The following is a 23468-nucleotide window of genomic DNA, read 5'->3' on the forward strand; positions in this document are numbered from 1 at the left end:
TGGGCGCTGCTCGCCTCCATCGTGGCCACCTGCAGGCTCAACGACGTCAACCCGGTCGCCTACCTCGCCGAAACCCTCGACGCCATCATCAACGGCCATCCGCAAACCCAGATCGAGGAACTCATGCCCTGGCGATTCCGGAAAACGTCAAGCCCAAATCCATAGGCGATCCGCGAGGCGCTTACGCTTCCACCGCAACGGTCTCGCTGCTTTCGCCCCTGCGCACCGAGATCAATTCGGGTCTGTCGCGAGGAACGGCCTATCCCGCGGACTGGCGTCCTCGCTTCACCGATGCCTATCGCCTGCAGGCCCAGGCCTGGATCCATTCAATACTCAGCGGAATTCCGGCCGGAGCAAGCTGCTGGACGGATACCGGGCTGCAATCGCTGCCGAGGCGGGTCTGCAATCACTATCAGAAGGGCGAAAGGCAGTTATTGGCGCAATGAGTAAGCCAGAACTGTACAAATAGCTGACGGCATTTGAATTCATAATGACCTCGGCAGCCGACTAATAATCTTCTTTTTCAGGCCCCTCCCGTCAGCGTGTTCCACGCAGCCGGTGCGCTGCTTCGGCTCGTCGCAGGGACACGTGCGTGTTCTGTAGGATCATTTCGAGAAACGCCTCGTTTGATACTGCAAAGTTGTACCATCGTGTCCAACATCAGATGGGACGCAGTCCCAACAAACATGCAGTTCAGACAGTCGATTACGCGTCTTTGTTGAAGTGGTGCTGTACCAAATGCAGTACCGGCCTTGAAACGGTTGATCCAGTTCGTCGCTCATCAGGCCATAAGCCGCGGGCGGCTGTGTACGGCAGGGCTGAACGAAACCTCATTCACGCTCCCTCGCTACTCCGTGAGACCCCTCATTTCCTTTCTCGCAGCCTCAGTCCGGAACTCAAGGTATTTGGCCAAATTGGCGAGATGGACGCCCTTGGCACACTTCTGACTGTCCTCGATCCGCACGAGCGGAAGGGCAATTTCCCCCATGGAAATCTTTCGGACCAACTTCGGCGGCGTCAGGTGGGAGAAATAGTCTCGGCAGACCTCATCGATCGGGATGATGGCCTTGCCACCATACTGAGCCATCAAAAGCAGTGCTGTGTTCATTCCAGGTTGCTATCCCTGTTAGGAGCTTGGCAGACTAGCAAGCCGCCCAACGGGTTCAACGGCCGGGCAGGGGGGCGCGTGCAAAAGGGTGGGCGCGACCTAAGCAACGGCCGGGGCGTTCAAGTCGCTAGAGGGATACCGCCAATACAGTGCTGTGACCGAGTTCGTTTGCTGACGGGCTTCTTAATCGGCGCAAATCGGTCCGACTCCAACCTCCGCAACCAGTTCCAGCATAAATCACTAATAGTCGCGATCTGATCAAAGCCCCGCCGGAAAAAACGGCAAGGCTTTTCCCACGGCAGGTTTGGCGAAGCGCGGAAGGGCACTCTGCCGCCCAGAGTAAGCGGCCTGCACGGTGAAGACGAGAGGGACGCTTTTCCAAGCGCGGAGTTCGAATCCCTCCGAGCCCACCAAGTCGCCTCCCTGCAATGCTGGCCTGGACCTGTCAAATCGTCACGTTAATGATGTCGGTATCGGTGGTTGCGTGTCCCCGCAACCACTTCTGTCATAGTACGATAACCGTCTCGGTCTAACCGAGGCGGTTTTTTCGTGTGGCGAGTTTGAAAATGTCTGGATTGCGTGAGGCCGTGAGGCCGGGCATTAAGGCGCATATTTTGCGGGAAGGCCTTCATGAACCTCAATCATCGGCAGAATGCGCCGTGCAGCGTAACCATCCGGTGTGGACCGCGGCAGACGCCGTTTCGCGTGTTAGACTGCTTGGCATGGAGATCGACACCGACAAGATTGACGCGTGCAGCGGTGGTGCTTCGACGTAGAAATCGGAAAACACGCTCGCGGCAACTCTGCACTACGCAGATGCGCGCCCATCTCCGGCCACGCAACATCGATCCGCAATTCGGAGCCATGTAGTGGTAGGTGGCGGCGCAGGACCGCTACATCGCCAGAGCCATTACCTGAGATAGTGGGTTTGAGGTGGTGGTAGAGGGAAGGGCGCTGGAAACTAACCTTCTCCATTTTCGGCAATTCGCCAACCGTCGCGATCTCGCGATTGAGCAGTGTCCTCCAGTCACTCATAGCCTGTCATCTCGAGATAGCCGCGCCCGGCATGGGTGCCCTCAAATCGGATCGGGCCTTCCCAATAGGGAGAGCGTGTGTCCATCCAGGCTTCTGGGTTTAGCGTCCGGATGGTCACATCCACTCCGTTTTCCGGCAATTGCACCCTCCAGCGGATCGGCACGCTACGTCCCGCGACTGCCGCCGTTTCGAGCGGCGTCACCCTTAGCGCGCCGGGGGCCTGCGGCTGCGGCCTGCCGTCGGCCTTGATCCATGTGGCCGATGTAAAGCCCGCGCCTCCGTCGCGCAGGCGAAAGCCCATCATCTTTTCGCCGCTGTCGAAATGCAAGGAGAACCAGTCCCACCCGGTCTGATCCTCAGCCAGCGGCTGCGAGGACCATTCGTGGTCCAACCACGCCTGACCGGACACCGCGATCACGCCCGCCGGAAGGGTCAGTGTACCGGTCACGTGGTAGAATGGTTGCGAGTAGTAATAGCTCGCCTGCCCCTTCTCGGATTTCACCGAGTAGCCCTGCACTCCCTGCGGCACCAGAGGGCCTTTGGCGTCCAGTGCCAGTTCGTAGGAAAACGCCTGTCCCGCCGCGTGCAGATCGAGCGCCGACAGCGCATCCGCCTCTGGCAGGGCCCGACCTGCCATCTGCCAGTTGTCAATCCAGGCCGCAAAGGGTGCAGCCGAAACCCCCGCCTGGCCGATGCCGCCCCGTGCCAGCCGTTCGGCCACGAATTGGCGCGTTCGCGTCGTCAGCCCGGCGTGGCCCATCCAAAGCTGCGGACTGGACCAGCCGGACCGCTCCACCGGGGCCAGGGCGGATCGGAAAAGAGTCCATTGCACGCCATAGTCCGCTCCATCCGCAGCTTGCAGGTTGGCCGTCAAATACCACCATTCGATCCGGTAACCGGGGTGCGGGCCGTGGTCTGCCGGAAAGTTGAATGCAGTCCCCGGCTGCGGCACTGAAAACCCGTCAGCCTCTGTGCCAAGCCCAGCAAAACCCTGGCCAAAGGCAGGTGCGGCCAAGCTCATGTAGATCAGCAATGCTCTAACGCTCATGTGCAAATACCTTCAGCAAATCCGATGGCGAAAGACGCGCCAGCCGCCAGGCAGGCACGGCGGCTGCAAGTCCGGCCGCCAGCAACGCGAGCGCCGCCAGCCGCGCCCAGTCACCGGGAAAAAGGTGCATCGGCAGACGCCAGCCAAAAGCCTCCACATTCACCACCGCCAGTAGAACAAAGGCGAGCCCGATACCTACAGGCAGAGCGGCCAGCATGGTCAAGGCTGCCAACAACAAGCCGCGCCAAAGCTCCAGCCATACGAGGTGGCGGCGGGGCAGACCCATGGCCCAGACCGGCGCCAGTTGCGGTAGGCGCATCCCCGACACGGTCATGAGGCTCGCAAACATCGCCAGCCCCGCGACTCCCAGCGTCAGCACATTCAGCGCGGCTGTCACTCTGAATGTGCGCTCAAACACTTTGAGCGAAAAGACCTTGATCCCGGCCTGGTCAATCACGTTCTGCGCGGGCAGCCCGAATTCCGCCCGCAAACCCGCAGCCAGTGCTTCGGCCTTGCCAGGGGCAATCCGAATGGCATAGCGCAGGCGGGAGACGTCAGGATAGTGCTGGAGCAGTGTGTCGATCCCGATGATCACTTGGCCGATCGGGTTGCCATAGTCGGCATAGACGCCGACGATGCTGGCCCGCCAGCCACCGGGCAGCGTGATCTGGTCCCCTAAGCCCAACTCCTGGCGCCGCGCCAGTTGTTCGTTGATCAGGGCGCCGTCGCCTGTGGCGATCCGGTCCCACACCCCCGGCACTGCAGAGAGGATCGGCCAGTTGTCGCGATAGGTGCCATGATCGGCCACGCCGTATATTGCCGCGGGCTGGCCTGCGACCCGGCCCTCAATGCTCCAGATCGGCAGGACCGCGTCGCTGCGCTGGGCCAGCCAGTCGCGTATCGCCGTGGCCTCTGCTTCGGTGCGGGCGGTCACGTAAAGCTCTGAGGCGAGACGCTGATCGAGCCAGCCGGTGAAGGTCAGCCGAAAGCTCGACACCATCGTGCTGACGCCCACATTGACGGCCAGCGCAAGCAGCAGTGCCATTAGCGCCAATGACAGGCCGGGAAGCTGTTGACGCGTGTCGGCCCAAAACCATTCAGCCAATGGTCCACGCGCCAAGCGGCCGCCAAGGTGCAATATCCCCGTCAGCACGAGCGGCAGCGCCAGTGCCGCCCCCAACAGCAGTGCCGCCAGAAGCGCAAAGCCCGCCTCGAGGCCGGATCCGAAGTGTGCAATTCCCGCCGCCGTCAACAGGAGCACCATCGCAGCCACGCCTTGCGCGCGCAGGGCCCGCTCCGAAGCCCGCGCCCAGGCCCGAGGCTGGGCCGGCGCAAGCAGCGGCAGGTGCCATAGCCGCCAGAGGCTTTGTGCGGCCGCTACCAGCGTGCCGATTACCGCGATCGCCAGCCCCGCTGCCCACACTGCGGGGCGGATCGACAGCGTTCCCGGCACATCGGCCCCGTAAAGTCCGCGCAGGGTGGCGGCGACGTCGGGCAAAAGGGCCGAGGCGACTACATAGCCAAGTGCCACGCCCACCAATCCCGCGAGGAGGGCGAAGATCAGCAGCTCGGCGATCAGCAAAAGGACCAGCACGCGGGCCGGCAAGCCCAGTGCGCGCAGCGTGCGAAACACCGGGCGGCGCTGTTCAAAAGCCAGACCGATGGCGGAATGCACGATGAAGAGCCCCACCGCAAAGGCAAGAAAACCGAAAGCCGTCAGGTTCAGGTGAAAACTGTCGGTCAGCCTGGCAAGATCCCCCGTTTCACTCGGCTCGCGCAGGGTCAGGCCGGGGGCTGTCACCTCTAGAGGGGCACGGCCAATCGGTTGGTCCGGCCAGAGCAAAAGACGAGAGATCTTGTCCTTTGCCCCAAGCAAGACCTGCGCCTGCCCGATGTCGGTGAGGACTGTGCCAGGCGGCAAACCCTCGGCCACGCGCACGGGAGGTGTTGCTTGCTCGGTTAGTCGTGCCGCGGTTTCCGGAGTTGCATAGAGCACCCCGGGCGCCGTGATGAACGGCAATAGCTCATCACCCACTGCAACATCCACCTGCTGCGCCTGCGGCGGCAAAGTCAGTGGGTCAATGCCGAGGACGCGCAACCGCACATCCCCAAACCGCATTTCACCTTCAATCACCGGCGAAGCCAGCCAGCCTGCTCGCCGCAGTCTCACAAACACCTGTTGATCCATCCGGGTCCCGTCCTCACGCACCAGTTGCGCGAGCCGGTCCTGCCCAAGGATCGCCGCTGCACGGTCATAGCTCGCCCGCGCCTCACCGTTGATCGCCTGAATCGCTGACCACAACGCCGTTGCCAGCGATAGCCCCAAAAGCAGCATCGCCAGTTGGACAGGCCGCCTGCGCCAATGCGACAAGAGCGCTGACAACCCGGTCCACACCATCAAGCCAGCCGTCCCGCGTGCAGGTGAACGTGGGCGTTCAGCCGGTTTGCCAGACGGTTGGAATGGGTAACCATTAACAGGGCGGCACCCGTTTCAGCCACCAGCGACAGCATAAGATCGAGTACAGCGTCCCCTGTTGCCTCATCGAGATTGCCCGTGGGCTCATCGGCCAAAACCAGCCGGGGCCGAACGGCTAGGGTCCGCCCAATCGCCACCCGCTGTTGTTGCCCACTCGACAGCTGTTCAGGGTAGCGCGTTAGGACCTTGGCCAGGCCCAGCCGTTCAGCAAGGACCTTCAGCCACGCCGGATCAGGACGGCCGGCAAGTCGAGCCTGAAAGGCAAGGTTGGCTGCCACATCAAGCGAAGGGATCAGGTTGAACTGCTGGAACACAAGTCCGACTGTTCCCCGCCGCAGGGCGGCAAGGGCCGTATCGTTCAGCCCCACAATATTGGTACCGCCAAGGTGGATTTCTCCCGCATCAGGGCTGTCGAGCCCTGCAACGAGGTGCAAAAGCGTGCTCTTGCCGCTGCCAGACTCGCCGGTCAGCGCAAGGCTCTTGCCCGCCTCCAGCGAAAGATCGATCCCGTGCAGAACATGCAACGGCCCTTCGCCAGTGGGGTAGAATTTGTCGATCTGGTCCAGCCTCAGCAGCATGTTACTCCCCGGAGGCCCGCGTGCTTCTGACACGGCATGCCAGTGAAATAGCGCCAAACAACGACCCCTTTCATACAGCCTCCAAACCCACTGCCTTAATTGGACAATGGTTTTCTTCAGAGGCTCGCGTTTTGCATCTAACGCGACCTCCACTTGGAATTCGATGTACAATTACGATCTAGAGCGGTTCTCAGCTAGGCGGGATAGGCGTTGACCGTGCCGTCGCAACTCACTCTCCAAACGGAACTGGAGCGCTGCCTTCAATTCCTCAGCAGTGCCGATGCCGTTGCTGAAAAGCGCCATGATTATGCCTGCAGCCTGGTCACACTCAGGCGTGCTTGGCTCTATGCCAGCCTCACGGGAATACGCGATCAAACCTTTCGGGCAAAGAGTTCCTCTTCGATCTTTGCGCGGTTGTTTCCATACTTTTTTACCAGCCTGAGGGCATCAGCCCGTTCGAGATGGTGCTTCTTCATGAGGTACCCGACTTCATAGTCTTCGCCACCGTCGACCCGTGCTCTGTCTTGCGGACCACGCTTTGACTTGTCGTCTGCCATGACAACCTCCATGGGCGATCGCCTCGCCCAAACGTGTCAAGGATAATCCTCTAATCGACGGGGACAAGGACGTAGTCGCCAACCATGTCGAAACCGCACAACTCCGCGGTCGCAGGGATAAGCCGATCCCTTACGGGGAACGCTTTGCTCGTCCGCCGTTCGAAGCGTCGAGGTCTTCTGGGCTGGTACACGTTCTTGCGGCCGTGGGAGGAAGCTTTCCGCGCGACATCACGAATGGAGTCCCTTGATGCATCGAAGGTCGCCAAATAACCCGCTTCGGCTGTGGCTGCTTCCGGTTTTGCGTTCGCGAGCGCTTCAATCTCAATCAAGAACGGCATTTCAAACATGCCATCGTAGCCGAGAAAATGGAGGTATTGTCCGGCCTCGTCGTAGCTGCGGCTTCGGTTCGGAAAAGTCAGCGCCAAGGTTGAACATACCTCAAGCCGTCAAGAACCGCGTAGCGAACGTCTGTTGCAGGCTCGCGGCCTTGCGTCTCTTCGCATTGTGCGCGTTCAGAATTACGGCGGTTTCGAAGCTAAACTGCCACTCGCTTGATCCCGCTGCCCGGCCAGCGATGGAGCCGGGCTACTCCAGCACAGACTCTGCCGTCGATCACCTCGATCGGCACGGACTCCAGACCGACATCGTCGAACAGCCGCGCATTTGACCGCGTTCGCCAAATTAATGGCCGGATCTTTGCGAAGCCTCCGCATTTTTGTGGGGGGAAGCCCTCCCAGCATCATCGTGATTGGACTTCACGATCGGTCGGAGTCACGCTGGCCGCAGGTATAAGAAGGATATGGGTGGGCCAACTATCGTCCGAATAGGAGGCTAAAATGAAGCACCAGACGGTTGAGCAACTGCAGATCGTCGCCGAGATCGATCAGGACTACCTGCGCCAGGCCATGTCGCGCAGCGAACGTCTTGAACGCTGGGCGGAGCTCCTTGAACGGAACCCTGACCGGCGACTCTCGACGCTACACCAAACCGAGTATCAGCCGGTTAGATCACGCGGGGCCATGCGCGGCGACGGCTCGCCGATCTCAGTCGCTTTCGAGGATCCTGTCCTCCGCGCCGCCGGGTTGGAAAGCGACAACTACGGCGAAGCGAAGCGGTTCTTCGAACTGACCGACAGGCAATTGCATGAGATCATCTGCTATTGTCATTTCGGCGCGACGGTGAGCGCCGTAACGGCCGCCCGTCACATCCGTGCGGCGATTGCCCGGAGACAGCCCGGCATGTTCGCTCGGATGCGTGAGGCGTTCGTCGGATAAAGCCGGAGCCGTTTCGCAGCATCATTTTTGAAGCGGCTCGCATGGAAAGCCGCCGCCGTAGCGCGGGCAAGCGCTCCCCACGCGGGGAGGCTGCGTTGCATGAGGGGGTGCGGCTTTCCGCAGGAGCACGCCGACGCCCCTCCTGCATCTTTTCCATCCGAACCGGAAAGATCCCAATGCTGCCAGTACATCCGTGGTCAGCGCCGTGGTTCAAAGGCTCGAACAGAGCGACATGCGCGCCGGATAAGCGCTATACATTCGCTGTCGAAAATTCGGTGCTTCATGGTGGGTCGAAGGTCGCGGACCTATGTCGATCGGGACCGGGAAAGCCAAATCGTGCCAAATTTTCGCGAACTGTATATATCTCTCGATGCACATTCAATCAAGGCTCGATAAGTTTGTCTCGTAATTGCGGATTAATATAGTCTGTTGTCGGCAAAATTAAGAGGGATGAATTACAATAAAATTGCTTATGGCTCCGCCTTTCGGACGGCCAAAAGCGCCGGTAAAAACGACTGATTTCATTTCAAATATTTTCGGTTTGAGGAATTAAAAATTTGGCACTCCTATCATTCGAGTGCCAAAGGGGCTATGTTAAGTGTTGCAGTCGCTCTATGTGCGGCGGCAGAAAGAACCCCCAATGAAATTCCGGCCACTCCACGACCGCGTCGTCATTCGGCGCGCGGAAGGCGATACCAAATCCAAGGGCGGGATCATTATTCCCGACACCGCCAAGGAAAAGCCTCAGGAAGGCGAAGTGATCGCCGTGGGCCCGGGCTCGCGTGACGAGAGCGGCAAGCTGATCCCGCTCGACGTCAAGGCCGGCGATCTCATCCTGTTCGGCCAATGGTCCGGCACCGAGGTCAAGATCGACGGCGAGGACCTCCTGATCATGAAGGAGAGCGACATTTTGGGCATCGTCGAGAAGATCAAAGCGGCCAAGAAAGCCGCCTGACCGGGCGATTTCCGATCCCGCAATTTCAAGACTGAACTGGACGTAAAATCATGTCTGCCAAGGAAATCAAATTCGCTACCGATGCCCGCGACCGGATGCTTCGCGGCGTCGAAATTCTGAACAACGCCGTTAAGGTGACGCTCGGCCCCAAAGGCCGCAATGTCGTCATCGACAAGGCCTATGGCGCGCCGCGCATCACCAAGGATGGTGTCGCCGTCGCCAAGGAAATCGAGCTTGCCGACAAGTTCGAGAACATGGGCGCCCAGATGGTGCGCGAAGTGGCCTCGAAGACCAACGACCTCGCCGGCGACGGCACGACGACAGCCACGGTGCTGGCCGCTTCCATCCTGCGCGAAGGTGCCAAATTCGTTGCCGCGGGCATGAACCCGATGGATCTCAAGCGCGGCATCGATCTTGCTGTGGCTGCTGTGGTGAAGGACATTCAAGCCAGGGCCAGGAAAGTCAAATCTTCGGACGAGATCGCCCAGGTTGGTACGATCGCCGCCAATGGCGACGCGTCGGTCGGCGCCATGATCGCCAAGGCGATGAACAAGGTCGGCAATGAGGGCGTGATCACCGTCGAAGAAGCCAAGACAGCCGAAACCGAACTCGATGTCGTCGAAGGCATGCAGTTCGACCGTGGCTATCTCTCGCCCTATTTCGTCACCGATGCCGAGAAGATGCGCGCGGAGCTGGAGGACCCTTACGTTCTCATCCATGAGAAGAAGCTCGGCAATTTGCAGGCGTTGCTGCCGATCCTCGAAGCTGTGGTGCAAAGCGGTAAGCCGCTGCTGATCATCTCGGAAGACGTCGAAGGCGAGGCGCTAGCAACGCTGGTCGTCAACAAGCTGCGCGGCGGCCTCAAGGTCGCAGCCGTCAAGGCGCCAGGCTTCGGTGACCGGCGCAAGGCGATGCTGGAAGACATTGCCGTGCTCACCGCCGGCCAGATGATTTCCGAGGATCTCGGCATCAAACTCGAGAACGTCACGATCGACATGCTCGGGCGGGCTAAGCGCGTGCTCATCGAGAAGGATACGACGACGATCATCGACGGCGCCGGCGAGAAAGCCACCATCCAGGCGCGCGTCCAGCAGATCAAGTTGCAGATCGAGGAAACGTCCTCGGATTACGACAAGGAGAAACTCCAGGAACGTCTCGCCAAGCTGGCTGGCGGCGTTGCTGTCATTCGCGTCGGCGGCGCGACCGAGACGGAAGTCAAGGAAAAGAAGGACCGCATCGATGATGCGCTGAACGCCACTCGTGCAGCCGTGGAAGAAGGCATCGTTGCCGGCGGCGGTGTTGCGCTTTTGCGCGCCAAGGCAGCTTTGACTGAGCTTACTGGCGCGAATGCTGACATGACGGCAGGTATTTCGATTGTGCTGAGAGCACTTGAAGCGCCGATCCGCCAGATTGCCGAGAATTCCGGCGTTGAAGGTTCGATCGTCGTCGGCAAGCTCTCCGACAGCAAGGATCACAATCAGGGCTTCGACGCCCAGAACGAAGTCTATGTCGACATGATCAAGGCCGGTATCGTCGACCCCGCCAAGGTCGTTCGGACGGCCCTGCAGGATGCCGGCTCGATTGCCGCGCTCCTGATCACCGCTGAAGCAATGATCGCGGACATTCGGCAGAAGGTTTCGCCCGCTATGGGTGGCGCGGGAGGTATGGGCGGAATGGGCGGAATGGACTACTGAGCGGCGCCTGAAACTATAGCCAGGACGACGGAAGGCCAGCGACGCGGGCACATGCGAGCCGATATCTCGGCGATCATCGGTTCGCTCGACATCGTGTTCGGGGAGATCGATCGATAGGCTCGTCGCTGTCGTATTTGCTGCTAAAAATGGTCTTGGAGACAAGAACATGACCGACACTCTTGCCGAGAAAACATGTACGCCTTGTCGCGGCGGCGTCCCGCCGCTCACGCGTGATGAAGCCCAACGCTTCCAGGCACAGGCTCCTGATTGGGAGCTGGGTGACGATGCCCACCGCATCCAGCGGAGCTTTCGATGCCGCAATTTCCGGGACGCGCTCACCCTTGTTCAGGAGATCGGTGAGCTCGCCGAAACCGAGGGCCATCACCCCGACATCAGCTTCGGCTGGGGTTATGTGACGGTTTCCCTGAGCACCAAGAAGATCAAAGGACTGCACGAGAACGATTTCATCATGGCGAGCAAGATCGATCGGATGCTCGATCGCGCGGGGCGGCCCCTCGACCGCCAACGGTGACACGGCAAATCCATTGCCAATCAAGTGAGGTCGTTTATGCCACACATCCGTCGAGGGGCAGCTCGATCTCGACCCTGATCGGATGGTTCATGGCCTTATGGTCCAGCGACGATCGCAGCGAAAATAAGCACCTTTGCGCTTGCCTTGAAGGCATCCTATTCTGGAGGGTAGTATCCGCTCGTGGGCATAGAATGTCGGTACTGCCTTCCTTAAGAATTTACGCGCCGCTCAACGCGGTGCTGGCTGCGACTGGGCTTGTGGCGGTGGCTACGCTCACGACACCGGACCTGTCCGGACGAAGCAGACTGGCTTTGGCTGCCGTGCTCGCGGTCATTTGGGGCGTCTATCTCCTGGAATTGGCCGAGAAACTGCTCAAGCGCCGGGCGGGAGACGTTCGGGACAGGACGCCGGCAATCGCCATTGATGTGCTCGCGGTTTTGGTTCCACTCGCCGCATTTCTGCTCGTCGGCACGCCCGACCGGAGCCTCTACTGTGCTGTCTGGCTGCTGAAACCGCTGCGCGATTCAACTTTCTTCCCGCTGCTGGGCAGAATCCTGACCAACGAAGCGCGCAACCTGATCGGCGTCGCCACGGTCTTCGGCATCGTTCTTTTCGGTTTTGCGCTCGCAGCCTATGTCATCGAGCGCGACGTCCAACCGCAACAGTTCGGCAGCATCCCCCAGGCAATGTGGTGGGCCGTGGTCACGCTGTCCACCACCGGCTATGGCGACGCTATTCCGGAAAGCTTCGCCGGCCGCGTCCTTGCCGGGGCGGTCATGATGAGTGGCATCGGCATCTTCGCGCTCTGGGCTGGCATTCTTGCCACCGGCTTTTATCAAGAAGTCCGTCGCGAGGATTTCGTCCGCAATTGGCAATTGGTCGCCGCCGTGCCGTTGTTTCAGAAGCTCGGCCCGGCCACACTAGTCGAGATCGTGCGCGCATTACGACCTCGCATCGTGCCGGCGGGCGCTGTGATCTGCCGCAATGGCGAGACCGGTGACCAGATGTTCTTCGTCGTGGAGGGGCGCGTCAGCGTCGCGACGCCGAACCCGGTGGATCTGGGCCCTGGCGCCTTCTTCGGCGAGATGGCGCTGATCACCGGCGAACCGCGCTCGGCGACCGTCAGCGCCACAACGGTGGTCTCACTCCTGTCGCTACACTCGGCGGATTTCCAGATGCTGTGCAGCAGCAGCCCGGAGATCGCAGAAACCATCCGCAAGACCGCGCTCGAGCGGCGCGGCGCGGCACCTAAGGGTTGACCGTACTAGGTGTTCGTCAGAGGAGGATGTGATGGCAAGGCTGCCAGTTGCCTGCCGATGGTGGCTGGCTGGAACTACATGCGTTGCCGCTGCCGAACCACCCTCAATGCGAGCGCGACATTCGGTTCGTGATCTCCACCTCATCCCCGTCCCGCGCAGCGGGTTCGTTCTTCGGCCCCAAACGCGACATTGGCTCGGCGAGAACAGCTCTTGGCGTTGCGGCGCTGCATCTCGACCGCACCATTAAATTCGAAAGCGGAATCTCTTGCCCGTTGAATTCGAGCACGGCAGGGAGCGTCCTTGTCGGGGCACGTGCTTTTTGGCTGATTGCGGTCGCGAGTTTGGGTTATGCGAAGTGGCCATCGGCGGGCATGGCCATCTATCGAAAAGCGCACATGACTATTCGCACCAGGCGTCCGGTCGCCCACCAGATCACCGACACAACAATGATCGATGCGTAGCCGTCCACGGCATAGTGCCAGCCAGTGAACACCGATCCGTACAGGATCAGGGCTGCAAAGGTCCAACCCAGAACGCCAAGCCAGCGATTGATCGATGACAGCAAATAGGCGTTCAATGCGGCAAAGGCGACATGCATGCTTGGCATGGCCGAGATGCCGCCGCCAAGACTTGCCCGGCCGCTTTGGTAAGCCATCAGGAGATATGCCGCGGGTTCCCGCACCATGTAACTATGGTCCAGCCTGTCCAGGGCCGCATTCAATCCGTGGAAGCGATCCACGCCGACAAAGTGGTGGTAGTAAACCGGTCCGACCGATGCCAGCGCCAGGGCCAAGACCGTTCCGAGGACGGACAACGTCAGCGCTGCTGCGCAGAGATAGCGGATGCGGGCAATCTCGTCCGACCAGAGCGACACGAAAAGGATGGTGCCGAACCACTGGTAAAACCAAATGACTTCATAGCTGTTGAAGACGACGAACGACCAATTGTTGCTGTCGAGCTTATGGACGATCTCCCATGGCGGCATCCCGTGCAGCCATTCATCAGCGTCGGCCAACCAGTTGTCGGCATAGTATGGGACGACGGACGGGATGGCGATCTTGTAGGTAGAGAACGCGGTCAAGCTGGCAAAGAAGAACAGCAGCACCAGCAGACAACCGCGCCAGCGCCCTTGAACCAAATCCAGTGCGTAGCGAACCGGTTGCCGCCGGCCATGGATTAGCGCGGTACAGCAGACGCCACCGATAAACAACACCGGAATGCCAACAAGAAACTTGTGAGAATAGATTGAGGCTGACGTATAGAATACTTCTGGATATAGTGCAGATGCGCCTAATACGTATGTCGCCATGAACAAGGAGAGGCGCAATTGCCATATGGCGGAGGGCCTGTAGCGAGAGGCTTCCGTGGTTAGGGCCAAACCAATTTACCCGTTCTTAACGTTTCGCCGGAGAGACACGTACACCGATAAGGTAAAAACCTTGCCGCCAGGTTTACTTTTCCCCGGTGGTCGACATTTGCCGGCTGGCCCGCATGCGGTGGATTGATTCCCCTGAACAATCTTGCATCCGCATTGCTGTCCATGCCCCCGCGTCAAGGAATTCCCCCAGAGCCTCGAGCCGGCCGGTTGCTTAAACACGGGTCCACCGCTCCCTCGGTTGACTTATCATAAGTTTTAGCTTATCATAAGTCATGGTTTATGATTATGCAGGAATGGTGGCCTTGGCCGATCCGACGCGCCGCAAGGTGTTCGAGCTCATCGCCGATCGGCCACGCTCGGTCATCGATCTGACGCGAGTGCTTCCGGTCTCGCAGCCGGCGGTATCGCAGCACCTCAAGGTTTTGAAGGAAGCCCGGCTGGTCCGCGCAGAGCCGAAAGGTGCCAGCAACATCTATCATCTCGACCCGCATGGGCTCGGCGAGATGCGTGCCTGGCTCGACCGCATGTGGGGCGATGCGCTCGACGCCTTCAAACGGGAAGTCGACAACAGCAAGGAGAAGAGGAAATGACGACCATGATCAAGCCCGCGCCGGTCAGGAAGTCGGTGACGGTGGAGGTGCCGCTCGACAAGGCATTCGATGTGTTCACCACAGGATTCGGGCGCTGGTGGCCGGCTTCGCACTCGATCGGCAAATCCGCCCTGACGACCGCGGTGATCGAACCGAAAGCCGGCGGCCGCTGGTACGAGATCGGCGAGGATGGGTCACAATGCGATTGGGGCGAGGTTCTCGCCTGGGATCCGCCGTCCAGGCTGACGCTCGCCTGGCGCATTGGAGCCGGCTGGCGCTACGATCCGGCATTGCTGACCGAAGTCGAGATCCGCTTTGTCGCGCTCGGCGAGAACGCGACGCGTGTGGAACTCGAGCACAGGCTTCTGGAGAACATGGGCGAAACCGCAGAGGCGATGCGCGAGGCCTTCGAATCCGAGGGTGGCTGGAGCGGTCTCCTGGACCGCTATGCGGCTGAGGCCAAGCGCCACGCCGCCTGATCGGGAAGCCTTCCAGTCCAATACCAGCGAGGCCCTCGCACTGTCGGCCTCGCCGTTTTTGAATCAGTGTCGATCTGCCCATCTGGTTGACCGGGGGGATACGCTGCCCTTTACCTGCCGCCGCGAAGGTTTGCAGCGCCGCAGGTTTGTAGAACGTCCTCTCCTCCTACCATCCGGTATGCGCCGCGTCGTTTGGACGCGCGAACGGCGCTGTAGCAATTTGTCGTTGTGCATGGTCCTTTCGCAAAATCGATTCCGATTGTCAGGGTCATGCGTTAGACCTGACAGGCACCTTATCCGGAAATCCGATGGCGGGAGGCGCTGGTGGAAGGCCAGGACGAACAGATGACCGGCGCCAGGGCAGCCGAGGAGCGCCGCGCCGACATCTATGACGAGGACGGCGTCATCCTGTCGTCGTTCCTCGCCCAGATCGGTGCCGCGATCGCCGATCGCGATACGCTGACGCTGAAGCGTGAAGTCGACGATCTGCACCAGTCGGAACTCGGCCACCTGCTCGAGGCCCTGCACCCGGAACAGCGACGCGCGCTGGTCGAATTGCTGGGCAAGGATTTCGATTTTTCCGCGCTGACCGAGGTTGACGAGGCGATCCGCCGCGACATCGTCGACAGTCTGCCCAATGCGCAGATCGCCCAGGCGGTGCAGGATCTCGATTCCGACGACGCGGTCTACATTCTCGAAGACCTCGACCAGGAGGACCAGGACGAGATCCTGTCGCAGCTGCCGTTCACCGAGCGGATCAGGCTGCGGCGTTCGCTTGACTATCCCGAAGAGACCGCCGGCCGCCGCATGCAGACGGAGTTCGTCGCGGTGCCGCCGTTCTGGACGATCGGCCAGACCATCGACTACATGCGCGAGGACAACAATCTTCCCGACCGTTTCAGCCAGATCTTCGTCATCGATCCGAGCTTCAAGCTGCTCGGCGCCATCGACCTCGACCAGATCCTGCGTACCAAGCGCTCGGTCAAGGTCGAAGAGGTCATGCATGAGACCAGGCATGCCATCCCGGCCACCATGGACCAGGAGGAGGCGGCACGCGAATTCGAACAATACGATCTTCTGTCCGCCGCCGTCGTCGACGAGAACGAGCGGCTGGTCGGCGTGCTGACCATCGACGACGTCGTCGACGTCATCCAGCAGGAGGCCGAGGAAGATCTGCTGCGCATGGGCGGCGTCGGCGACGAAGAACTCTCGGACAGCATCTTTTCGACCTCGCGCTCGCGCGTGCCCTGGCTGCTGGTCAATCTTTTGACGGCTTTCCTGGCGGCCTCGGTGATCGGCCTGTTCGACCGCACCATCGAGCATATCGTGGCGCTGGCGGTGCTGATGCCGATCGTCGCCGGCATGGGCGGCAATGCCGGCTCGCAGACCATGACGGTCACGGTGCGGGCGCTGGCGACCAGGGACCTCGACATCTACAATGCCGGCCGCATCATCCGCCGCGAAATCGGGGTGGGCTTCATCAACGGCATCATCTTTGCCATCCTGATCGGCCTCGTCGCTGCTGCCTGGTTCCACGATCGCAATCTCGGCGGCATCATTGCGGCTGCGATGATCATCAATATGTTCGTGGCGGCTCTGGCGGGCATCCTTATCCCGCTGCTGCTCGACCGCTTCAAGATCGATCCGGCTGTGGCTTCGGCGGTTTTCGTCACCACGGTCACCGATGTCGTCGGTTTCTTTGCCTTTCTCGGGCTCGCCACATGGTGGTTCGGCGTGCGCTGAACGTCACCTCAATTGACTTTTACGTAAATGCCATGCGAGGCTTTGAAGGTGCCTTGTCCGCCGATTCTGGTACGCGCCTGGGCGCCGGCGGCGCCGGCCAGTTGGAACTCGCGGCGTGGCCGGGGCATTGGAGTGACGATGCGGGAATATTATTCGATCACGGAGCTGACCCGCGAATTCGACGTGTCGACGCGGACGTTGCGCTTCTATGAGGACGAAGGGCTGGTGCAGCCAGTAAGACGCGGCCGCACTCGGCTGTTTCGTCCGTCGGACCGGCATCTCATCCGCCAGATCATGCGCGGCAAGAGGCTCGGCTTCTCGATCAACGAGATCCGCGAAATCATCCAGATGTACAGGGAGCCGCCCGGCGAGGTCGGCCAACTCAAATTGATGATCAAGCGCATCGAGGAAAAGCGCGAGGATTTGCGCCAGAAACGCCGCGACCTCGAAGAGACGCTGGCCGAGCTCGATCAGGCAGAGGAATCCTGCGTCGAGCGGCTGGTGGAACTCGGCGTCACCACATGAGCGTGGCGTCAGCGCCGGCTCAAATCCAGCGCCGCACCCTTTTGGCGTAGTCCCGGTATTTCTTGCCGAATTTGGCCGTCAGCACCTTCTCCTCGCTCTCGATCGTCAGCTTCTGCGTCAGGAACGCCGCGATGACCGCCAGCGGCAGGAACCAGGCGATCCCAGTGACAAAGGCGAGGCTGACCAGCAGCAGCGTGTTGGCGAGGTAGATCGGGTTGCGGCTGACGGCGAAGGGTCCGGTAGTCACCAGATGGTCAGGCACGCCGTTCGGGTTGAGCGTCGTCTTGGCGCGGATCATGGTGCGGATTGCCGTGAACCAGAGCGCGGCAACCGCCACCAACCCCACAAGGCCGGCGGCGAACAGGATGTCGCCGAGAAGATCGCCGATCCACGGTAGCGGATAGAACAGCCCTAGCGCGACGCTGACGATGATGGCGGCGATATAGATCAGCGGCGGCCATGGGATGTGCCCCAGCCTCGGCTGCCCAGGATTTTGCTGCACGGGTTTCGGGTGACTGTCGCTCATTATTGTCCTCCCTCGATTAGCGCGTTCCCGGTTCCGCCGCCTCGGTTTGGGCGGTGCAGGTGCCGGCGAGCTCGCCAATATGCGCCTTCCACTCCGGGGACTGGTCGTTGCTGTAGAGCCGGTCAAGCGAGGCTTCGCCCTGGAGAGTGTCCAGCATGCAGGCACAATAGCTGGAGCAGAACTCGGTGTCGCGTGCCTGCTCGCAGGATATCTGGCAGGATTTCAGAAAACTCACCTCCCTGGTTTCGGCCTGCGCCGGCATGAATTGCGAAAACAGCCAGACCGAGCCGATCAGCACCGGCTGATGGATCAGATAGAAGGCAAGGCTGTGCCGGCCGATGAAGACCAGCGGATTTGCCCAGCGGCCGGGCGCCAAGGCCGACAGCCGCGTCAGCGCGCCGGAGGTGGCGGCGAGCTTGGTAACCGCGATGCCGGCAAGTACGGCGCCGAACCAGGGCAGCAGCGGAACGTAGTCGTTGGAGCGCGGGTTGGTCGCCGACAGGCCGACCCACCACAAAGCCGGATGATCGAAAAGCTCGGATCGCAGGTAGAAAGGCGCAGCGATAACGAGGGCCGCCACGGCAAGCGTCAGCAGCGCCGGGAGGCGCAGGAACGCCAGGCCGAGCAGGCTGGCGAGCGCGATCTCGTGCAATATGCCGAAGAAGATGAAGCCGTCGGGCGTGGCGATGCGGGTGACCAGCGATATTGCGAGCGCTGCCCCGGCAACCATGGCGAAGCGCTTCCAGAAGCCGGTCCAGCGGATTTTCTTGCCATGGGCGAGATAGAGGCTGATGCCGACCAGGAACAGGAAGCTCGAGGCGATGCAGCGCGCGTAGATTTTCCACCAGCCGAAGGCGGTGAGGCCGGGATCGGTGTAGCCGAAGAATTCGAGGTCCCAGGTGAAATGATAGCTCGCCATGGCAAGCAAAGCGATGCCGCGTGCAATGTCGATAGCGGCGATGCGCTTCGACTTCGGTTGATCCTGAACGGCTGCGGTCGGCGTGTCGATGCTCATGGTCTCGCTGTCTTGGTTCAGCCCCGGCAAGACGACTATCACGGTTGCCACCGTCAAAAGAAGCAGGGCCTTGCGTCGCGTTGGTACCGGTCGGCATCAGAGCTGCTTTAGGCCAAAGCCGGAAAGCCTTTGGCCGGCGTGCTGGCGTTTTTCGGACTGGGCGCGGTTTTCGCGACACTCGGCCTGCTGGCGGCGGCCTGCGGCTTCGTCACCTGGCGCTATCTGCCCAAATCGCTTTGATGTTCGAGCGCCGCATGGCGCTCGCGCACCCAGTTGTGGAAGCGGTGCAAGTCGTATTCCTCGGGCATCAGTACGCCGGCCTTGTGGCGCATCGAGCGCAGGCCCATCTGGTTGACCTCGCAGATATCAGCATCCTCCTCCAGCACCTGGGTACCGAAGGCGACGATGTTGTCGATATCCGCGGCCGGATCGGCGAGCGCTTCGGGCGAAAAAAGCCATTCGGCGGTAAGTTCGGTCTGCTCCGGCCCAAGCGGCACCAGCCGCACGGTCCTGACATAGTCGACATGGCCGACGACGAACATCGACGGCATGCTGGTGGCATAGGTCTGCCCGGCGGCACGCTCGCCCGGCGTCAGGCCGGAAAAGACCGAGCCGTGGACGCGCCCGTCGCGCGACCAAGTTTCGGCCCCGGCCCGCAAGCCGCCGGCAAATTCCGGCGCGTCATTGTCGGCGTGGCGCGCCCATTCGGGGTCGTCGTGCCGGCCCATCAGGCCGCGGCCATAGATCGGCACCAGCCGCGACAGGTCCTTGTGGACGCCGGGGCAGTGCAGGCACTCGTTGAAATTTTCCCAAAATACCTTCCAGTTGCAGTTTATCACCTTGCGCAGCACATGGCCGCTCAGCAGCGTTTCCAACGGCCAGTTGGCGAGGCTGCCGGATGCCGGATCGAAGGATGTTTCAGCCGAGCCGGCAGCGTCTTCCGCCAGATTGACGAAGACAAAACCGCGCCACACCGAAAGCGCGACCCGGTAGAGCGGATGATCGGCCTTGTCGAAGCCGTCCGGCAGCGATTTCGACGGCACGCGCACCAGATCGCCGTGCAGCGAATAGGACCAGGCATGGTATGGGCAGGTGATGAGCCGCGCCTTCAGCCGTCCTTCGCTCTGCTGGCAAAGCTGCGAGCCGCGATGCCGGCAGGTGTTGTGGAAGGCGCGCAACTCGCCGGTCTCGTCGCGCAGCACGACGACCTCCTGCGTGCCTATGCGGAACGTCCTGAAAGCCAGCGGCTGGGCAAGGTCGGCCTCGCGGCAGACGAGCAGCCAGTTGCGATACCAGATGGCCTCGAGATCGCGCTGATAGGCCGCGATGTCCCAATAGGCTGATGACGGCAGCGTCGGCTCGGCCCGCGTCAGGCCGTTGTAGGGACCGCGCTCATTCGGGCTGGGTTGCATGCCGGCTTCCTCCCCATCCGCCAGCCGACACCCGGCTGCGAAAATTGTCAATCGCGGCGCCGGCCGACCGGGCTTGGCGAGGCGGCGCATTCGCCACACGATCCGGCGGAATTTGGTTTGCCGGGCGCGGCGATTCTGCCTATAGTCACTGATGTCGTCGGTTCCGTTTGGAACCAAGAGGGAATGCGGTGAGGGCAAGTTGTTTGCCCAATGCCGTGGCTGCCCCCGCAACTGTGTGCGGTAGTCCTCTCCATATGCCACTGAAGGTTCGCCTTCGGGAAGGTGGGGAAGGGCGCTGATCCGCGAGCCAGGAGACCTGCCGGCGACAGGAAACTGACTTCTATGCCCTCGGGTGGAGGGCGAAAGGACAAGACATGAATACCGCTTCCGTTTCGCTCGGCGCTTCCGCCTCCTCGCAGTCGCGTCTCATGCAGCTGGCGCTTGCTGCATTCCTCGGCATTTTCGTCATGGGCTTTGTCGGCTTCTCGCATATCGATGCGGTCCACAATGCCGCGCACGACTATCGCCATTCGATGGGCTTTCCCTGCCACTAACAAGGGGCTGACATCATGACACTGTTTCGCAACGTCGTGTTCATCGCGGCGATCGCAGGGCTTGTGGCCGGCGTGGCTCTCGCCTGCATGCAAGCCTATGCCACGGTGCCGCTCATCCTAAAGGCGGAAGTCTACGAACAGGCCGGCGGCGGCCATGACCATGCCGCGGCACCTGCGACACCGGCTGAAAACGCCGCGGGCATGACGGCTATGAGCAGCGCCGCGCCGGCACCGGCTGAAGCAATGGCTCCGGCGGAAGACGAAGGCTGGGCGCCGGCCGACGGTTTCGAACGCTTCGGCTTCAGCGTCGTTGCCAATATCGTCACCGGCATCGGCTTTGCGCTGGTCCTGGTTGCGGTTTCGGAATTCGCCGGCGGCATCGGCAATTGGCGCCAGGGCCTGTTCTGGGGGCTGGCCGGCTTTGCCGCGTTCACGCTGGCGCCGGGCCTCGGCCTGCCGCCGGAACTGCCGGCGATGCCGGCGGCCGACCTTGTCCAACGCCAGATCTGGTGGTGGGCAACAGTGGTGGCGACAGCGGCCGGTCTCGGCCTTATAGTCTTCCGCAGATCGCTGCCGCTGGTGGCTCTTGCCGTGGCGTTGATCGTTGCGCCGCATATCGTCGGCGCGCCGCAGCCCGATAGCTTCGAGACGGCGATCCCGGAAGGCCTGCACCACCAGTTCGTGGTGGCGGTGACGCTGACCAATCTGGTGTTCTGGCTGGTGCTCGGCGCGGTCGTCGGCGTGGTGCGCGGACGCTTCACCGGCACGGCGACCAGCCTGCGCGACAGCTTTGCCTGACCGCGCTGCCGGGGCACTGACCCTGGTCATCGGCGGTGCGCGCTCCGGCAAGAGCGCGCATGCCGAGAGCCTGGTGACGGTCGGCCCGCCGCCTTGGAGCTATATCGCCACGGCGCAAGCCTATGACGACGAGATGCGCCAGCGCATCGCGCTGCACCGCTCGCGCCGCGGCGCCGGCTGGACGACCATCGATGCGCCGCTCGACCTTGCCGGCGCGATCGGAGCGCTGCCTGACGGCCAGCCGGTGCTGATCGACTGCCTGACGCTGTGGCTGACCAACCATATGCTGGCCGACCATGATGTCGAGGCCGAATGCCGGAGGCTGGCCGATGTGCTGTCGCGGCCGCGTGGGCCGTGGTTCGTGGTGTCCAACGAGGTCGGCCAGGGCATCGTGCCGGACAATGCGCTGGCAAGACGGTTTCGCGACGCCGCCGGCCGGCTGAACCAGGACGTCGCAGCTGTTGCCGGCACCGTGCTTTTGATGGTGGCGGGGCTGCCGCTCAAGGTGAAATGACATGGCTGATACTATCGATCCCAAGGACGAGGAACGCCACCGCGCCAAGATGGCCAAGCGCAAAACGGTGCAGGACGCCGAGGTCGCGGCCAAGACGGTCGAGAAGGGACTGCTGATCGTCAACACCGGACCGGGCAAGGGCAAGACCACGGCCGCCTTTGGGCTGGCGCTCAGGATGCTCGGCTATGGCAAGCGCGTCGGCGTCGTTCAGTTCATCAAGGGCAAATGGCACACCGGCGAGAAAGACGCCTTTGCCGCCTTCGGCGACCGTGTCGTCTGGCACGCCATGGGCGAGGGCTTTACCTGGGAGACACAGGATCTGAAGCGCGACATCGCGGCGGCCGAGGCTGCCTGGGCGAAAGCGCTGGAGCTGATGGCCGAGCCGTCGATCAGCCTCGTGGTGCTCGACGAGCTGAACATCGCGCTGCGCTACGACTACCTCGATCTCGAAAAGGTGGTCGCGGCGCTGAAGGCGCGTCGCGAAGGCCTGCATGTCGTCGTCACCGGCCGCAACGCCAAACCGGTATTGGTCGAGGCGGCCGATCTGGTCACCGAGATGGGCGTGACTAAGCACCACTTCTCCGCCGGCGTGAAGGCGCAGCAGGGGATCGAGTTCTGAGGGGGTTGCTGGGGAGGCAGAGGCGCGGTGTCTCGACCTCTCAAGATTTGGGTTCCTCGCCCGCCGCGAAGCGGGGGAGAGGTGGTCGCGAAGCGGCCGGAGAGGGGCTTTCGTAGAGCGCGGTTCCCCTCTCCGTCTCGGCTTCGCCGAGCCACCTCTCCCCACTTTCGTGGGGCGAGGAACCCAAGCTGGAACTAAGCTGCGAACCTTCAAGGCTGAAGGCGCCCTATTTTGTTCTTGCTTTGTGCCGGCAGCTATGCTACTAATTTCGGTATGGTGCTAATTGGCTCCAACGACCCGCCGCATGGTGGGTTTTTGTTTCGCCTGGGATCGGGCGAAGATCACAACAGAATTACGACCGTCGAGATTACCCCAAACAGTGCGATCAGCAGAAAGTCGGCGATCCGGTAGAGTTTCAGTGCCGCCGGATGTCAGGGATAGAGTTCTGGTCGCTTGCGAAGCTGGAGATTGTTCGTGGACCAGGCGGTAATCGTCTATCTTATTCTCAATGATGGTCAGTTTGGTGCCGCTGACGAACGCGAATCCATTTATGCGCTCGAGAATCGGCTAGAGAAAGCTATCGAGGATGCATCGGTCGGCGAGTTTGACGGTGACTTGTTTGGTGAAGGCGAATGCATCCTCTACATGTATGGGCCAAACGCTGAACGACTTTTTGTCGTAGTCGAACCCTTATTGAAATCTTCTCCCGTAGCTGCCGGTGGGTACGCGATCAAAAGGTTTGGCGTGGAAGCCGATCCGAGCGCAAAGGAAGTCCGTGTTACCTGGTAGGTCGGGTTTG

General features: G+C 61.4%; 25 protein-coding genes, 1 pseudogene and 1 riboswitch. Of the genes and pseudogenes, 16 read left to right on the forward strand and 10 right to left on the reverse strand.

Annotated features, from left to right (window positions below):
• Positions 1 to 21 precede the first annotated feature (21 nt).
• Positions 22 to 165: a transposase domain-containing protein gene (locus tag NKI47_RS03645; RefSeq protein ID WP_301942484.1), complete on the forward strand. Its 144-nt coding sequence runs from the start codon at positions 22 to 24 to the stop codon at positions 163 to 165.
• Between the two features lie 682 nt (positions 166 to 847).
• On the opposite strand, the gene NKI47_RS03650 is transcribed toward NKI47_RS03645, so the two are convergent.
• From NKI47_RS03650 to NKI47_RS03675, 6 genes are all read right to left on the reverse strand, one after another.
• The gene (locus tag NKI47_RS03650; protein WP_352587567.1) at positions 848 to 1108 is read right to left on the reverse strand and encodes a pyocin activator PrtN family protein; all 261 of its coding nucleotides are present in this window, start codon (positions 1106 to 1108) and stop codon (positions 848 to 850) included.
• A 1027-nt stretch (positions 1109 to 2135) separates the two neighbouring features.
• Positions 2136 to 3191 carry a lipocalin-like domain-containing protein gene (locus tag NKI47_RS03655; protein WP_352587570.1) on the reverse strand — a complete coding sequence of 352 codons (1056 nt, stop codon included), beginning with the start codon at positions 3189 to 3191 and terminating at the stop codon, positions 2136 to 2138.
• The gene (locus NKI47_RS03660; protein ID WP_352587997.1) at positions 3181 to 5589 is read right to left on the reverse strand and encodes an ABC transporter permease; all 2409 of its coding nucleotides are present in this window, start codon (positions 5587 to 5589) and stop codon (positions 3181 to 3183) included. The genes NKI47_RS03655 and NKI47_RS03660 overlap by 11 nt, the downstream gene beginning before the upstream one ends.
• Entirely contained in the window at positions 5589 to 6245 is a 657-nt protein-coding gene (locus tag NKI47_RS03665; protein WP_031211739.1) for an ABC transporter ATP-binding protein, read from the reverse strand. The genes NKI47_RS03660 and NKI47_RS03665 overlap by 1 nt, the downstream gene beginning before the upstream one ends.
• Before the next feature lie 371 nt (positions 6246 to 6616).
• Positions 6617 to 6802 carry a DUF3606 domain-containing protein gene (locus tag NKI47_RS03670; RefSeq protein ID WP_023676578.1) on the reverse strand — a complete coding sequence of 62 codons (186 nt, stop codon included), beginning with the start codon at positions 6800 to 6802 and terminating at the stop codon, positions 6617 to 6619.
• A 50-nt stretch (positions 6803 to 6852) separates the two neighbouring features.
• Positions 6853 to 7227: a DUF1488 family protein gene (locus NKI47_RS03675; RefSeq protein ID WP_023676577.1), complete on the reverse strand. Its 375-nt coding sequence runs from the start codon at positions 7225 to 7227 to the stop codon at positions 6853 to 6855.
• Between the two features lie 411 nt (positions 7228 to 7638).
• Here NKI47_RS03675 and NKI47_RS03680 point away from each other — a divergent pair, with 411 nt between their 5' ends.
• From NKI47_RS03680 to NKI47_RS03705, 6 genes and pseudogenes are all read left to right on the forward strand, one after another.
• Positions 7639 to 8076 carry a hypothetical protein gene (locus NKI47_RS03680; RefSeq protein ID WP_352587573.1) on the forward strand — a complete coding sequence of 146 codons (438 nt, stop codon included), beginning with the start codon at positions 7639 to 7641 and terminating at the stop codon, positions 8074 to 8076.
• 640 nt (positions 8077 to 8716) lie between these two features.
• Positions 8717 to 9031, forward strand: coding sequence for a co-chaperone GroES (locus NKI47_RS03685; protein WP_023676575.1), 315 nt, complete (start codon positions 8717 to 8719; stop codon positions 9029 to 9031).
• 50 nt (positions 9032 to 9081) lie between these two features.
• Positions 9082 to 10725 (forward strand): chaperonin GroEL, encoded by a 1644-nt coding sequence (groL, locus tag NKI47_RS03690; RefSeq protein WP_023676574.1) that lies wholly within the window; start codon positions 9082 to 9084, stop codon positions 10723 to 10725.
• Between the two features lie 42 nt (positions 10726 to 10767).
• A pseudogene (locus tag NKI47_RS03695) lies at positions 10768 to 10842 on the forward strand (NADH-quinone oxidoreductase subunit D-related protein); the annotation flags it as partial.
• 49 nt (positions 10843 to 10891) lie between these two features.
• Positions 10892 to 11257, forward strand: a complete 366-nt coding sequence (locus NKI47_RS03700; RefSeq protein WP_023676573.1) for a 4a-hydroxytetrahydrobiopterin dehydratase — start codon at positions 10892 to 10894, stop codon at positions 11255 to 11257.
• Between the two features lie 191 nt (positions 11258 to 11448).
• Positions 11449 to 12516: a cyclic nucleotide-gated potassium channel gene (locus NKI47_RS03705; RefSeq protein ID WP_352587576.1), complete on the forward strand. Its 1068-nt coding sequence runs from the start codon at positions 11449 to 11451 to the stop codon at positions 12514 to 12516.
• Positions 12517 to 12895: 379 nt separating this feature from the next.
• Here the strand turns inward: NKI47_RS03705 and NKI47_RS03710 are convergent, their stop codons facing one another.
• The gene (locus tag NKI47_RS03710; RefSeq protein ID WP_352588000.1) at positions 12896 to 13825 is read right to left on the reverse strand and encodes a phosphatase PAP2 family protein; all 930 of its coding nucleotides are present in this window, start codon (positions 13823 to 13825) and stop codon (positions 12896 to 12898) included.
• 341 nt (positions 13826 to 14166) lie between these two features.
• Between NKI47_RS03710 and NKI47_RS03715 the strand changes: the two genes are divergently transcribed.
• The 4 genes from NKI47_RS03715 to NKI47_RS03730 all read left to right on the forward strand — a co-directional run bounded on the left by NKI47_RS03715 (position 14167) and on the right by NKI47_RS03730 (position 17231).
• Positions 14167 to 14484, forward strand: a complete 318-nt coding sequence (locus tag NKI47_RS03715) for an ArsR/SmtB family transcription factor (protein WP_023720727.1) — start codon at positions 14167 to 14169, stop codon at positions 14482 to 14484.
• Entirely contained in the window at positions 14481 to 14963 is a 483-nt protein-coding gene (locus NKI47_RS03720) for an SRPBCC family protein (protein WP_254818127.1), read from the forward strand. Before NKI47_RS03715 ends, NKI47_RS03720 begins: the two co-directional genes overlap by 4 nt.
• A gap of 345 nt (positions 14964 to 15308) precedes the next feature.
• The gene (mgtE, locus tag NKI47_RS03725) at positions 15309 to 16706 is read left to right on the forward strand and encodes a magnesium transporter (RefSeq protein WP_502894205.1); all 1398 of its coding nucleotides are present in this window, start codon (positions 15309 to 15311) and stop codon (positions 16704 to 16706) included.
• Between the two features lie 138 nt (positions 16707 to 16844).
• Positions 16845 to 17231, forward strand: coding sequence for a MerR family transcriptional regulator (locus tag NKI47_RS03730; protein WP_023676566.1), 387 nt, complete (start codon positions 16845 to 16847; stop codon positions 17229 to 17231).
• 19 nt (positions 17232 to 17250) lie between these two features.
• Here NKI47_RS03730 and NKI47_RS03735 read toward each other — a convergent pair whose 3' ends face one another.
• The 3 genes from NKI47_RS03735 to NKI47_RS03745 form a co-directional block, all read right to left on the reverse strand.
• Positions 17251 to 17757: a methyltransferase family protein gene (locus NKI47_RS03735; RefSeq protein ID WP_352587579.1), complete on the reverse strand. Its 507-nt coding sequence runs from the start codon at positions 17755 to 17757 to the stop codon at positions 17251 to 17253.
• 16 nt (positions 17758 to 17773) lie between these two features.
• Positions 17774 to 18772 (reverse strand): heparan-alpha-glucosaminide N-acetyltransferase, encoded by a 999-nt coding sequence (locus NKI47_RS03740; RefSeq protein ID WP_352587581.1) that lies wholly within the window; start codon positions 18770 to 18772, stop codon positions 17774 to 17776.
• Between the two features lie 218 nt (positions 18773 to 18990).
• Positions 18991 to 20184: an aromatic ring-hydroxylating oxygenase subunit alpha gene (locus NKI47_RS03745; protein ID WP_352587584.1), complete on the reverse strand. Its 1194-nt coding sequence runs from the start codon at positions 20182 to 20184 to the stop codon at positions 18991 to 18993.
• 141 nt (positions 20185 to 20325) lie between these two features.
• Positions 20326 to 20522: riboswitch (cobalamin riboswitch) on the forward strand.
• A 36-nt stretch (positions 20523 to 20558) separates the two neighbouring features.
• Here NKI47_RS03745 and NKI47_RS03750 point away from each other — a divergent pair.
• From NKI47_RS03750 to NKI47_RS03770, 5 genes are all read left to right on the forward strand, one after another.
• Positions 20559 to 20738 (forward strand): CbtB domain-containing protein, encoded by a 180-nt coding sequence (locus tag NKI47_RS03750; RefSeq protein WP_023676561.1) that lies wholly within the window; start codon positions 20559 to 20561, stop codon positions 20736 to 20738.
• A gap of 15 nt (positions 20739 to 20753) precedes the next feature.
• On the forward strand, positions 20754 to 21536 hold the full coding sequence (locus NKI47_RS03755) for a CbtA family protein (RefSeq protein WP_352577104.1): 783 nt from the start codon (positions 20754 to 20756) through the stop codon (positions 21534 to 21536).
• Positions 21529 to 22050: a bifunctional adenosylcobinamide kinase/adenosylcobinamide-phosphate guanylyltransferase gene (gene cobU / locus NKI47_RS03760; protein WP_352539634.1), complete on the forward strand. Its 522-nt coding sequence runs from the start codon at positions 21529 to 21531 to the stop codon at positions 22048 to 22050. Before NKI47_RS03755 ends, cobU begins: the two co-directional genes overlap by 8 nt.
• Before the next feature lies 1 nt (position 22051).
• Positions 22052 to 22669, forward strand: a complete 618-nt coding sequence (gene cobO / locus NKI47_RS03765; protein WP_352587588.1) for a cob(I)yrinic acid a,c-diamide adenosyltransferase — start codon at positions 22052 to 22054, stop codon at positions 22667 to 22669.
• Between the two features lie 474 nt (positions 22670 to 23143).
• Complete coding sequence (locus NKI47_RS03770) at positions 23144 to 23458, forward strand: hypothetical protein (RefSeq protein ID WP_051406122.1); 315 nt, start codon at positions 23144 to 23146, stop codon at positions 23456 to 23458.
• The last annotated feature ends 10 nt before the right edge of the window (positions 23459 to 23468 follow it).

It is taken from the genome of Mesorhizobium sp. M0633, assembly GCF_040320645.1.
Lineage (GTDB): Bacteria > Pseudomonadota > Alphaproteobacteria > Rhizobiales > Rhizobiaceae > Mesorhizobium.